This is a genomic window from Hydrogenophaga sp. ZJX-1 (assembly GCF_048590325.1).
In the GTDB taxonomy this organism is placed as follows: Bacteria; Pseudomonadota; Gammaproteobacteria; order Burkholderiales; family Burkholderiaceae_C; genus Hydrogenophaga.
In genome coordinates this window covers 197,067-209,038 of the sequence record NZ_JBMBRA010000004.1, presented here as the reverse complement: position 1 = coordinate 209,038, position 11,972 = coordinate 197,067, and the positions used below count along the sequence as shown (strand labels likewise).

The following is an 11,972-nucleotide window of genomic DNA, read 5'->3' as shown; positions in this document are numbered from 1 at the left end:
ATGGGCAGGGGCATGCGGGCCGAGGAGGCAATCTCGCGGGTGGGCCGCGCAGTGGCTGCGGGCCCGGGCCACGGTAACACAGGGGGCGACGCGCCGTGTATTGAATCCTTTCGATGTATATTCATCCGGCATATTGCAGGGAGCGAACACACATGACACGACCACATCGATGGATCACCAGCCTGGGCCTGTGCCTGCTGGCGGGGCTGGTGCAGATCGGCTGCTCGACGGCGGCAAAAGCCGTTGACCCGGTGCACATCAGCAGCCAGCAGCGCGACTTCGACAAGCAGACCGGCATCCTGCGCAAGCACATGCAGGACCTGCAGGCGCATGGCGATCCGCTGGGGGACTACTACTACGCGCTGGCGAATTCGGACGGCTGGATCCACGACGTCACCGACCCGAAGGCCATCACGGCGCTGTTCGAGAAGGCTGCGGCCAAGGGGTCGATGGACGCGAAGATCCTGCTGGCTTTGCAGGTGGCGACGAGCGAGTCGATCCCGGGTCAACTGGACAAGAGCAAAGGACCCAAGGGCCACCTGGAGGCCTGGGAACGCGGGCTTGCCCAGCTTCTGCCTTTGTTGAAGCAGCAATGCGCGGTGCGCCGGCTGGTGCTCGACGAGGGGCGCCCCAAGGTGGCGTACTACTCCATTGCTTATGACGTGTGGCCCAAGTTTCGAAACGGCTACTACAGGAACAACGCCGACGGATCGAGAACCTTGCTCAAAGACGCGGAGCGTCAGCGGGAGTGGGAAGAGTTGGACAACGGCTGCATGACCCCACGCAACGAATGGCTGGATATTGGCGGCAGGTGATCCATGAACGCCGACGCCAAGACTGAAAAAGGGCTGCCCAACCGACTGGACGCCCGCATCGGCATGCGCTTGGCCTATTGGGCCTATGAGCACAAGGACATCCAGGGAGCAGAAAAGGTCGCCAAGTACCCGGAGCCCTGGCGATATGCTGAATCGGGTGATGACCTGCCGGCCAGCTACAAGCCACTCGTCAAGGACCCCACCACCGGTCAAGTCACCCAGGAAGGCTGGAACACCCAGCACAACGCCGATGGCCAGCTGGAGAACCAGTTCAAGGTCTCCATCAACGACAAGACCCACGAAATCAGCTTCGACTTCAAAGGCTCGGACGCCTGGAGCAACTGGAAGTCCGACCTGGGCAATGCCGGCGCCAGCGAGTTCACCAAGATCCAGGAACAGGCGCAACGGGCTTTCGAAGCGCTCAGGAACGACGAGCGCTACAAGGACTACCGCTTCGCCGCCACCGGCCACAGCCTGGGTGGCGGCATGGCGCAGAGCTTCGCGCTGCGTAACAACATCGACGCGTACGTCTACAACAGCCTGCCCATCGCGCGCGAAACCATCCGTGGCGATTACTTCAAGGACGCGGGGGGTTACGACGCGGCGCTGGCGCGCTACCAGGCCTTGGGCCGGCAGGTGCACGACGTGCGCACGCCCAACGACATCGCCACCTACAACTACGAAGGGGTGTGGCAGGGCCAGTACCTCAGTCGCCGCATGGGGCAGGAGCCCACCGTCTTGCCGGGCCCGTCCGTGCCCAAATTCCTCAAGACCGCGCTGGTGCTCAGCGGCAGCGGCACACTGGTGGCCGGGGCCATCATGGGCCAGGATCACGCCAACCAGGCCCTGTTCAACGCCCAGCAAGGGCTGTCGGTGAATGCCCAGGGTCGCTACCGCATTCCAGAAGGCCATGCCGATTTCGCCCGGGTGCCACCCGAAGCGCGCCAGCTGTTTGCCAAGCTGGGCGGATCGCCGGTGATCAAGGCCAGTTGCGTGGCGACCAGCGACGATGTTTCGCCGTTCGACCGGTTTCACATCCGGCACGAAGACGGCAGCATGGAGCACATCGGTGTCAACACCCGCACAGGCGACGTCGAGATCGACCACTACGACAAGCGCGGCCAACGCACCTTGATCGAAATGAACGGCCGCCGTGCGCAGCCGGCCCGGGTCACCGAATTCGATGCGGAGGGCCAGCCCGTCAAGACCGAGACCGTGGCCATGCGGGAAGGCGCCCCACCCAGCGGGCATGAGCAGACCCGAATGGCCCAAGCCGCTCCCGCGCTGAGCCCGGGGCAGCAGGCGCAGTTCTCACAGGCCTATCGGCAGACCAGCGAAGCGCTGCAGCGCCAGGGCTTGACCCCCACGCAGATCAGCCAGGTCTGCGCGGCGGCGGTGGCGCACTGCGCGCGCGTGGACCAAGGGGAGCCTGAGCGCTTCCTGGTGAGCAAGGACGGGCAGCGCCTGGGGGTCGTGCACGAGGGGCGCATCCTGAGCGAGATGCCCATCGCCCCGGCGCTCGCACGCAGCACCGAAGCGCATCTGGTGCAAGCGGCGCAGCAGCGCGAAACCACGCCGGCGGTGAACGAACAGGCCCAGGCGAGCCAGCACGTGGCGTCAGCGCCGCAGACCCCGGCGCCCGTGCGGATCTGAGGATCGGGTCCCCGCCACGCACCGCCCCGCTCTACAATCCGCAGCTTCACCGGGGGTGCCGGGCGCGCAACGACGCGGGCCGCGGCTGAGAAATACCCCTCTCACCTGATCTGGATCGTGCCAGCGTAGGGAGCGTGACCAGCCGGCCGCCGATGCGTGCGTTGCCGTCCCTGTCAGACGCTTCCCGTGGCGTTCTTTTTGACAAGGCGGCTTCCCATGCAACGGCGGTTTTTTTCTGCGGCACTGGTTTCGGTTTCCCTCGCAGCCCTGGGCGCAACGCCCGCGGTCTGGGCGCAGGCGGTGCCGCTGCGTGTGCTCACCCACAGCTCGTTCGACCTGCCCAAGGAGCTGCTGGCGCAGTTCGAGAAAGACGCGGGCGTGAAGCTGCAGGTTGTCAAGGCCGGTGACGCCGGCGAGATGGTCAACAAGCTGATCCTCACCAAGGCCCGGCCCATCGCCGACGTGGTCTACGGCATCGACAACACCTTGCTGCCCCGCGCCGTGGCTGCGAAGGTGCTCGACACCTACACCGGTCCCGCCGCGCAGCGCGCTTCGGCCGCGGCCATGGCCGAGGGCGCCGACAAGAACGGCGTGGTTTCGGGCGTGGTCCCGGTGGACTACGGCTTCGTGAACCTCAACGTCGACAAGGCCTGGTTCGTCAGCAAGGGACTGGCGCTGCCGACCTCGCTCGAAGACCTCACCAAGCCCGCCTACGCCAAACTGCTGGTGGTGCAGAACCCGGCTACGTCCAGCCCCGGCCAGGCCTTTGTCTTCGCCACCATCGCGGGCCTGGGCGAAGAGGCCGCGTTCCAGTGGTGGGGCCAGATGCGCGCCAACGGCGTGAAGGTGGTCAAGGGCTGGACCGAGGCCTACTACACCGAATTCACGCGCAACGGCGGCACACGGCCCATCGTCGTCAGCTACGCCAGCAGCCCGGCCGCCGAGGTGTTCTACGCCAAGGAAAAAATGAGTGAGTCGCCGACCGCCAACCTGTTCCTCAAGGGCGGTGTGTTCCGCCAGGTCGAGGGTGTGGCGCTGGTCAAGGGTGGCAACCCGGCGGCGCGCGATACCGCCGCCAAGTTCATCGAGTTCCTGCGCTCGGCCCCGGCCCAGCAGGCCCTGCAGACCACGATGTGGATGTTCCCGGCCGAAGTTGGCTCGGCGCGTGTGGACGTGATGAAACAGCACGCCAGCGAGCCGACCGCGTTTGACAACCCCAGTGCCGCAGATGCCTCCGCCAAAGGCAAGGCCTGGCTGCAGCGCTGGACCAGGGTGGTCCTGAAATAAACCCCATGCCGCGCCTGCCAGCCCGCTGGCTGCTGCCCGCGCTGCCGCTGGCCTTTCTGGCGCTGCTGCTGGTGGCGCCGGTCGTGCGGCTGCTGGCCGAGGGCTTGGGCGCGGGGGCATGGTCGGGTGGCGAGCCGCTGCGCTGGCTCGATGTCTGGCAGGACGGCTACCTGCGCTGGCGCGTGTTGTGGTCCCTGGCCCAGGCGGCGATCACCTGCGCACTGGCCCTGGTGCTGGGCCTGCCGGTGGCCTGGGTGCTGGCGCGGCTGGAGTTCCCGGGCCGCGCGCTGGTGTTGCGCCTGCTGATGCTGCCCTTCGTGGTGCCCACGCTGGTGGCCGCGCTCGGCGTGCTGGCGCTCTGGGGTCCGCGCGGTCTGCTGGGCGCGCCGCTGGCCGGGGCCGGCATCGAACTGGTGGACACGCCCTGGCTGCTGCTTTACGGCAACCTGTTTTTCAACCTCTGCGTGGTGGTGCGCGCCGGCGTGGACGCACTGGAGCAGGTGAACGCGCCGCGCGTGGCCGCCGCACGCACGCTGGGCGCCACGCCCTGGCGGGCCTTCTGGCGCGTGGAATGGCCGGCGATCGCGCCCTGGCTGGCCTCGGCGCTGTGCCTGGTGTTCCTCTACTGCTTTGCCGGCTTCGGCCTGGCGCTGATCCTGGGCGGGCAGCGTTACGCGACGGTGGAAGTGGAAATCTACACCCTGGTGGCGCACGAGCTGGCGCTGGGCCAGGCCGGCGTGCTTGCGGTCTGGATGCTGCTGTTGACCGGCGCCGTGGCACTGGCCTACGCCTGGCTGGAAAAGCGGCTCGCGGCGCCGGGCCGCGTGTCACCGGTGCTGCGCCAGCGCCCGCGCAGCGGTGCGCAGTGGGTGGCGGTGGCGGCTGCGCTGGCGGTGCTGTTCGTGGTGTGCGCCGCACCGCTGCTGGCCATCGTGTGGCGCGCGGCACAGGCGTTGCTGGACGGGCAGGGCACTGCCGTGCTGCTGGAGGCCGACACGCGCGCGGCCCTGTGGAACACGCTGCGCTTCACCGCCATGGCACTGACCCTGGCCACGGCGCTGGGTCTCACGCACGCGCTGGCGGTGCGCGCGCTGGACGCGGCCAGCCTGCAGCGCCAGGCCAGCGAAGCGCGCGGTGCGCTCGCGCTGGCCTGGCGCGCCGCGGCCTTCCTGCCGTTCGTGGTCTCGCCTGTCACGGTCGCCTTCGGTCTGCTGCTGCTCTACCCGGACTGGACCGCGAGCCTGGCCTTGCTGGTGGCGGCCTACGCGTTGCTGGCCTACCCCTTTGTGGCCAAGTCGCTCACCGCCGCGCTCGACAGCCTGCCCGCCAGCTACGCGCAGGCCGCGGCCACGCTGGGCGCCCGGCCGTGGCGCGTGTTGTGGCGGGTCACACTGCCGCTGGTGGCGCCAGCGTTGCGCCGGGGCATGGCTTTCGCCACCGCCACCGCGCTGGGCGAGTTCGCCGTCACGCTGTTCCTCTCGCGGCCCGAATGGACCACGCTCACGACGCTGATCTACCAGCACCTGGGCCGACCCGGTGCCGCCAACCTCGACGCGGCGCTGGTGCTCGCCTGCGTATTGATGGGCCTGGCGCTGATCGCGTTCACGCTGATCGAAGGCCCTGCGCAGAAGGACAATGACGCCCATGCTTGAACTGCGCGACATCACCAAACAATGGGACCACCGCCCGCTGCTCGACGGTGTGAGCCTGAGCGTGGCCGCCGGCGAAACCGTGGCCCTGCTCGGGGCCTCGGGCAGCGGCAAGAGCACCTTGCTCAAGATCGTGGCCGGGCTGGACGCGCCGGAGGCGGGCAGCGTGTGGTTTGACGGCGTGGACATCACGGCACTGCCGCCCGAGCAGCGCGGTTTTGCGCTCATGTTCCAGGACTTCGCGCTGTTCCCGCACCTCAACCTGCAGGACAACGTGGCCTTCGGTCTGGTGGAGCAGGGCGTGCGCCGCAGCGAGGCGCGGAATCAGGCCCGCATCATGCTCGCGCGCTTCGGCCTCGCTGGTCAGGCGCTGCGCAAGGTCTGGACGCTCTCGGGCGGTGAACAGCAGCGCGTGGCGCTGGCGCGTGCGCTCATCTCGCAGCCGCGCGCCCTGCTGCTCGACGAACCCTTCAGCGCGCTCGACGCCACCCTGCGCGAACAGCTGCGCGCCGAGTTCCGCGAACGCATCACCGAGGCCGGCATGACCGCCATCCTGGTCACCCACGACGAACAGGAAGCCCGCGCCATGGCACAACACGCCTGGGGGCTGCAGGGCGGGAAGCTGGTCTCACTCTGGTGAGGGTCTGGCGCCCTCTCCCCGCACGCTGGAGGGGGGTGGGGTGAGGGGGCACGTGACCGCTGGCACAATGATCCAGCATCCGCCGTGGGGTGCCTTCACGGTCTCAATCCAATGGGAGTTCACATGGGCTGGTTTTCGAAATCCACCGACGGTTTTTTTCTCAGCACCACCACGCCGCCCGGCATCGAGCTGAACCAGTACCTCGGCGTGGTCAACGGCGAGGCCATCATCGGCGCCAACATCTTCCGCGACCTGTTTTCTTCGGTCCGTGATGTCGTGGGCGGACGCGCCGGTGGCTACGAGCGGGCACTGGCCGGTGCCCGCGACGCGGCGATGGACGAACTGATCGAGGCGGCGAAACAGATGGGCGCCAACGGTGTGATCGGCATCGACTTTGACTACGAAGTCATGGGCGAGACCAACGGCATGATGATGGTCGCCGTCAGCGGCACGGCGGTCAAGCTGGGCTGAGGATCACCGCATGCCCATGGACGCCTACATCCTCATCGGCAACGCCAACACCCGCAAGACCTCGGTGGTGCGCAGCCTCACCGGCTGTTTCAACCGCAGCGTGCGCGACATCCAGCTGCAAGGCAGCCGGCGACCGCAGCGCTTCTACGCCCGTGTCGGCACCCTGCAGATCACCCGGACCTCGATCGAAGATTTCATCCATGAAGTGGAGCGTTCGCGTTGCGAAGCGGTGGTGTTCTGCCTGTCGCCCACGGCGCACAAGACCGACCTGGAGGAATTTCCCGACGCCCAGACCTACGTGGCCGCCCTGCGCGAGCGGGGCTGGCGCATCAAGGGCGTGGCGGTGCTCGGCCAGGACGGCGGCGGGGTGCGCGCGCCGAATCTGCGGCAGTACATCCAGGCGCCGACCGCGCCCGTCAATCTGACCGCGCGCGACGTGCGGGCGCAGTTCGGGTGGCTCTGATTGGCCTGCGCCGGGCTCAGCGGCGCTGCGATCCGATGACTTCCTTGAAGACCAGCGTGGTGGATTCAGGCGTCTTCGCCCATTCAGAGGCGCCGCAAACCAGTTCGTCGGTGAACCGGTTCCAGTAAATAGCATCCCACGCCCGTTGTCCGCTGACCTCCGCTTTGAACCAGTAGGGAACGGAGGCATACAGCCGCCGCACGGCAACCTCTTTGGCAAGTTTGACCTTGGTTCCAACGGGTGTGTCTCCCCGTTGGGTTGTGACGACGCAGATTTCCTCGGTCAGATGACCGATCCGTCGAGCCACATCCCGATCGGCATCATCCAGCGGCGAGGACTCGGAGGTCAGATCAATGGTCGCCAGACAACCGCTGAGCAAAGTCAAAGAAACAACTGACAGCAGTACAAATGTCCTGAGTGATTGCATGGTTCCTCCCTCGAATTTTGGTTCGGAACCGTGGCACACCGACTCCGCTGTGTGGCGATCTGACGTCTCACCTGCCCGCACGCAAGGCCTGCAAGATCTTCTGCCCGCCGCGACCGGTGACTTGCTGACCCAGCCGTTCCTGTTCCGCGCTGATGGCGCTACGGCTCTTGGCGCCCAGCATGCCGTCCACCTCGCCGATGTCGTGACCGCGCAGGATCAGCAGGCCTTGCAGTTCGCGGCGCTCGGCGCGTGAGATGCCCGGGTCGTCGGTGGGCCAGGGGGTGGTGAAAGGGCCGGCACCGCGCAGGCGGTCGCTCAGGTGGGCGATGGCCAGGCCGTAGCTCTCGGCGGCGTTGTAGCTGTAGACCGCATCGAAGTTCTTGAACACGAGGAAGGCCGGGCCTTGCGCGCCCGCGGGCGTCATCAGGCCGGCCGGGCCGAGGCCTCCCGGTAGCGGAGAACCGTCCACACGCCGCACACCGCGAGCGGCCCACTCGCTCAGGGGTCGCTTGCTGCGGCGGCCTTCCTGTGTGGTGTTGAAGCCGTCGGGCAGCTTCACCTCGAAGCCCCAGGGCTGGCCGCCCTGCCAGCCGGCCTTGGCGAGGAAGTTCGCGGTGGAGGCGAGCGCGTCGGCGGTGCTGTCCATCAGGTCGCGGCGGCCGTCGCCATCAAAGTCCACCGCCAGCCGTTCGAAGGTGGTGGGCATGAACTGCGTGTGGCCGAAGGCGCCGGCCCAGGAGCCCACCAGCCGCTCGGGCGCGATGTGGCCACCCTGCAGGATGCGCAGCGCCGAATAGAACTCGCCGCGGAAGAAGGTCTGGCGCCGGCCGTTGCACGACAGTGTGCCCAGCGCCTGCACCAGCGGGTATTTGCCGAAAGTCTGGCCGAAGTTGCTCTCGACGCCCCAGACCGCCACCACCGTGGCCGGGTCCACGCCGTAGCGTTGCTGCACACGCGCCAGCGTCTCGGCGTGCGTCGTGAGCATGGCGCGCCCTTCGGCCACCCGTTCCTCGTCGACCAGGCCGCTGAGGTAGTCCCAGATCGGCATGCGGAACTCGGGCTGGTAGTCCAGCTTCTCGATCACGCTCATGTCGGGCTGCAGGTCCTGGGTGAAGCGGCGGTAGGCCGACTCGGAAACCCCGGCGGCGCGGGCAGCGCCTTGCAGGCTGTCGATGCAGCGGGTGAACTCTTCGGGCGGCGAGGTCTGAGCGAACGCGGGCAGGGTGATGGCCAGGGCGGCCAGTTGCAGGATGTGTTTCATCTCATGCCGCCCAGGTGCTGCCGTGCTCTGGAACCATCGCCTGCCAGCGCAGCTCGGTTTCGATGCGGTGGCGCAGGGCGTCGGAGGCCCCCATGTCGCCGTGCGTCACGAACACGCGGTGCGGTGCGGCGGGCAGGGCGCGCAGCCAGTCCATGAGCTGGCTGGCGTCGGCGTGGGCCGAGGCCGATTTCATCTGCACCACCTCGGCGCGCACGGGCACGTCCTGGCCATGGATGCGCAGCTTGGTCGCGCCGTCCGACAGGCTGGCGCCGCGCGTGCCGGGCGCCTGGTACCCGGTGAGCACGACCATGTTGCGGTGGTGGCCGAGGTACTGCACCAGGTGGTGGAGCACGCGCCCGCCCGTGGCCATGCCGGCGGCGGCGAGCACGATCTTGGGGCCGTGTTGTTGCGCGATGGCTTTGGACTCGTCGGCCGAGCGCGTCATCTTGGCCACGTGCTCCATGTCGCGGCATTGCGCGGCGCTCAGCCGGTGTTCGCCCAGGTGGCGGTCGTAGAGGTCGGTGGTGTGGATGGCCATCGGGCTGTCCAGGTACACCGGCAGGCTGTGCGGCAGCACGCCGTTGGCCTTGAGCAGGGCGATGGCGTGCAGGATCTCCTGCGCGCGGCCCACGGCGAACACCGGCACCACGGCCGTGCCGCCGCGCGCGGCCACGCGCGCCAGCGCCGGGCCGAGTTCGGCGAGCACGTCTTCTTCCGGGTGCTCGCGGTCGCCGTAGGTGGACTCGACCACCACCACGTCGGCCGCGGGCGGCTGGTCGGGCGGGTTCATCAGCGAATCGTCGGGCCGGCCCAGGTCGCCCGAGAACAGGATGCGCTTGCCACCCACTTCCAGCAGCAGGCTGGCCGCGCCGAGGATGTGACCCGCGCTGGTGAAGCTCGCTTTCCAGCCGTGCAGCGGTTCAAAGACCTGGTGCATGGACACGGTGCGCATCAGCTTCAGGCAGTCCAACGCGTCGCTCTCGGTGTAGAGCGGCAGCGCGGGCGCATGTTTGCTGAAGCCTTTGCGGTTGGCGAAGTTGGCGTCTTCTTCCTGGATGTGGCCGCTATCGGGCAACAGGATCTGCGCGAGGTCCCGCGTGGCGGGCGTGGCCCAGACCTTGCCGCGAAAACCCTCCTTGGCCAGCAGGGGCAGGTAACCGCTGTGGTCCAGGTGCGCGTGCGTCAGGATCACGGCGCCTATGTGGTTCGGCATCACCGGCAGGGGGTCGCGGTTGCGCAGGCGCAGCTGCTTGTAGCCCTGGAACAGGCCGCAGTCCACGAGCACGCTCTGACCGTTGAATTCGACGAGGTATTTGGAGCCGGTGACGGTGCCCGCCGCTCCGAGGAATCGGATGTGTACATTCATGCGAACCATCTTACCCTTCGGGTGCCTGGACGACCTGCGTGCACAGGGTGCCGGGCAGGGCTTTGGCATTCCGGGCCGCACCGCTCAGAATGCGGGAGAACACGACCCGGTTCCACCGAATCGGCACGTTGCAAAACGCCACACACCGGAGCCCGACCCATGGCCATTCAGGCGGTTGTTTTTGATGCCTACGGCACCTTGTTCGACGTGTATTCGATCGGCGCGCTGGCCGAGCGCCTGTACCCCGGCCAGGGTGCGGCGATCTCGACCCTGTGGCGCGACAAGCAGATCGAATACACGCGCCTGATCTCGCTGTCGGACCCCGACGGCGAAAACGGCAGCCGCCACTACCGGCCGTTCTGGGACCTGACCCGCCAGGCCTTGCGCTACGCCCTGCAGCGCCTGAATCTGCCGCTGTCGGACACGCACGAGGAAGCGCTGATGGCGCAATACGCCCAGCTCACCGCCTTCCCGGAAAACCACGGGGTGCTGCAGGCCCTGCGCGAGCGCGGCATGACCACCGCGATCCTGTCCAACGGCAACCCCGAGATGCTGGCGTCGGCGGTGCAGAGCGCGGGCATGGCCGATCTGCTGGACCATGTGATCTCGGTCGATGGCGTGCGCCAGTTCAAGACCATGCCCGTGGCTTATGGCGAGGTGGCCCGCCACATCGTGGCCGAGAAGGCGGATGTGCTGTTCGTCTCCAGCAACGCCTGGGACGCGCTCGGCGCCGCCTGGTTCGGCTTCACCACCCTGTGGATCAACCGCCAGGGCCTGCCCTTCGAGACCATCGGCCGGCGACCGGATCACACCGGCACCGATCTGACCGCAGTGCTGGACGTGCTGGGCGTGGCTGCGTGAGGGCGTGACCTGGCGGCAAGTGGTCAGCCCAGTGCGGCGTCCAGCATCAGCATGAAGATGAAGCCCGCCATGAGCGTGACCGAGGCCATGCCTTCGAAGCCGTTGCGGTGGGTCTCGGGAATGATCTCGTGGCTGACCACGAAGATCATCGCGCCCGCGGCCACCGCGAGACCGATGGGGTAGAAGGCCGGCAGGCTGCCGAGCAGGGCCAGGCCCACGATGGCGCCGAAGGGCTCGGCCAGACCCGAGAGCGCGGCCACCGCCCACGACCTGCCCGCGCTCTGGCCCAGCGTGCGCAAGGCCATCGCCACGATCAGGCCTTCGGGCATGTTCTGCAGGCCGATCGCCAGCGCCACCGAAGCGCCCGCGTTCACCGGCGCGCCGCCGTCCGCGCCGAGCGCGGTGCCTGCGTAGGCCGCGCCCACGGCCAGTCCTTCGGGCACGTTGTGGATCAGGATCGCCAGCACCATCAACCAGGCGCGCTGGGTGGCGCCCGGATCGCGGCCATCGGCCGTGGTCCATGGCGCGGCGTGGCCGGTGGCGGCCGGGGGCAGCACCGCGTGTTCGTGCGGCAGGGCGCGGTCGATGCCGATCATCAGCAACATGCCCAGCGTGAGGCCGATGGCGGTGAGCCCGGCGGCTCCGGTGCGCGCCGAACCGGTGGCGGCGAGCAAAGCTTGCCCTGCATCGATGGACGGCAGGAGCAGGGCAAAGATGGCGGCGGCCAGCATCACACCCGCGGCGAACGACATGAGCGCCGACTCCTGGCGCTTGCTCACGCGCTGCACCAGAAACACTGGCAGCGCCCCGACGGCGGTGGCCAAAGCGGCGAGCAGCGAAGCCTGCACACCCGCCGTCATGGTGCTGCTGGCGCCGGTGGCGTCCCACCAGCCGCGGGTGGGTGCCCAGAAGGTGCTGCCTGCGGCCAGCCCGGCCATCAGCAGCAGGCCGGCACCGAGCGCGAACAGGGCGTTGCGCAGCGCGTGCGGTGGCACCGGCCGTTCCAGGCGCTGCATCTGGAACCACACGGGCTGGATCTGGCGGATGAGGGCGGTCATGGGGGCTCCTGGCGGGGTGTT

12 protein-coding genes and 1 riboswitch are annotated in these 11,972 nt (G+C 68.1%); of the genes, 8 read left to right on the top strand and 4 right to left on the bottom strand.

What is annotated here, in order from left to right:
* Positions 1–152 precede the first annotated feature (152 nt).
* The 7 genes from ACN5W5_RS12945 to ACN5W5_RS12915 all read left to right on the top strand — a co-directional run bounded on the left by ACN5W5_RS12945 (position 153) and on the right by ACN5W5_RS12915 (position 6,978).
* Entirely contained in the window at positions 153–815 is a 663-nt protein-coding gene (locus ACN5W5_RS12945; protein WP_420048918.1) for a hypothetical protein, read from the top strand.
* 3 nt (positions 816–818) lie between these two features.
* Positions 819–2,468 carry a lipase family protein gene (locus tag ACN5W5_RS12940; RefSeq protein WP_420048917.1) on the top strand — a complete coding sequence of 550 codons (1,650 nt, stop codon included), beginning with the start codon at positions 819–821 and terminating at the stop codon, positions 2,466–2,468.
* 41 nt (positions 2,469–2,509) lie between these two features.
* Positions 2,510–2,618, top strand: a riboswitch (TPP riboswitch).
* A 66-nt stretch (positions 2,619–2,684) separates the two neighbouring features.
* Complete coding sequence (locus ACN5W5_RS12935) at positions 2,685–3,755, top strand: thiamine ABC transporter substrate-binding protein (RefSeq protein ID WP_420048916.1); 1,071 nt, start codon at positions 2,685–2,687, stop codon at positions 3,753–3,755.
* Between the two features lie 5 nt (positions 3,756–3,760).
* On the top strand, positions 3,761–5,407 hold the full coding sequence (locus tag ACN5W5_RS12930) for an ABC transporter permease (RefSeq protein WP_420048915.1): 1,647 nt from the start codon (positions 3,761–3,763) through the stop codon (positions 5,405–5,407).
* Positions 5,400–6,044, top strand: a complete 645-nt coding sequence (locus tag ACN5W5_RS12925; RefSeq protein WP_420048914.1) for an ABC transporter ATP-binding protein — start codon at positions 5,400–5,402, stop codon at positions 6,042–6,044. The genes ACN5W5_RS12930 and ACN5W5_RS12925 overlap by 8 nt, the downstream gene beginning before the upstream one ends.
* A gap of 123 nt (positions 6,045–6,167) precedes the next feature.
* Positions 6,168–6,515, top strand: a complete 348-nt coding sequence (locus ACN5W5_RS12920) for a heavy metal-binding domain-containing protein (protein WP_420048913.1) — start codon at positions 6,168–6,170, stop codon at positions 6,513–6,515.
* Between the two features lie 10 nt (positions 6,516–6,525).
* Positions 6,526–6,978, top strand: coding sequence for a hypothetical protein (locus ACN5W5_RS12915; RefSeq protein ID WP_420048912.1), 453 nt, complete (start codon positions 6,526–6,528; stop codon positions 6,976–6,978).
* A gap of 16 nt (positions 6,979–6,994) precedes the next feature.
* Here the strand turns inward: ACN5W5_RS12915 and ACN5W5_RS12910 are convergent, their stop codons facing one another.
* The 3 genes from ACN5W5_RS12910 to ACN5W5_RS12900 form a co-directional block, all read right to left on the bottom strand.
* The gene (locus ACN5W5_RS12910) at positions 6,995–7,405 is read right to left on the bottom strand and encodes a hypothetical protein (protein ID WP_420048911.1); all 411 of its coding nucleotides are present in this window, start codon (positions 7,403–7,405) and stop codon (positions 6,995–6,997) included.
* 67 nt (positions 7,406–7,472) lie between these two features.
* A complete protein-coding gene (locus ACN5W5_RS12905) occupies positions 7,473–8,666 on the bottom strand; it encodes a lytic murein transglycosylase (protein ID WP_420048910.1) in 1,194 nt (397 codons plus the stop codon).
* Position 8,667: 1 nt separating this feature from the next.
* The gene (locus ACN5W5_RS12900; protein ID WP_420048909.1) at positions 8,668–10,032 is read right to left on the bottom strand and encodes an MBL fold metallo-hydrolase; all 1,365 of its coding nucleotides are present in this window, start codon (positions 10,030–10,032) and stop codon (positions 8,668–8,670) included.
* A gap of 159 nt (positions 10,033–10,191) precedes the next feature.
* On the opposite strand from ACN5W5_RS12900, the gene ACN5W5_RS12895 reads away from it, so the two are divergent.
* The gene (locus tag ACN5W5_RS12895; protein ID WP_420048908.1) at positions 10,192–10,893 is read left to right on the top strand and encodes a haloacid dehalogenase type II; all 702 of its coding nucleotides are present in this window, start codon (positions 10,192–10,194) and stop codon (positions 10,891–10,893) included.
* Positions 10,894–10,916: 23 nt separating this feature from the next.
* On the opposite strand, the gene ACN5W5_RS12890 is transcribed toward ACN5W5_RS12895, so the two are convergent.
* Positions 10,917–11,951, bottom strand: coding sequence for a ZIP family metal transporter (locus tag ACN5W5_RS12890; RefSeq protein WP_420048907.1), 1,035 nt, complete (start codon positions 11,949–11,951; stop codon positions 10,917–10,919).
* Between the last annotated feature and the right edge of the window lie 21 nt (positions 11,952–11,972).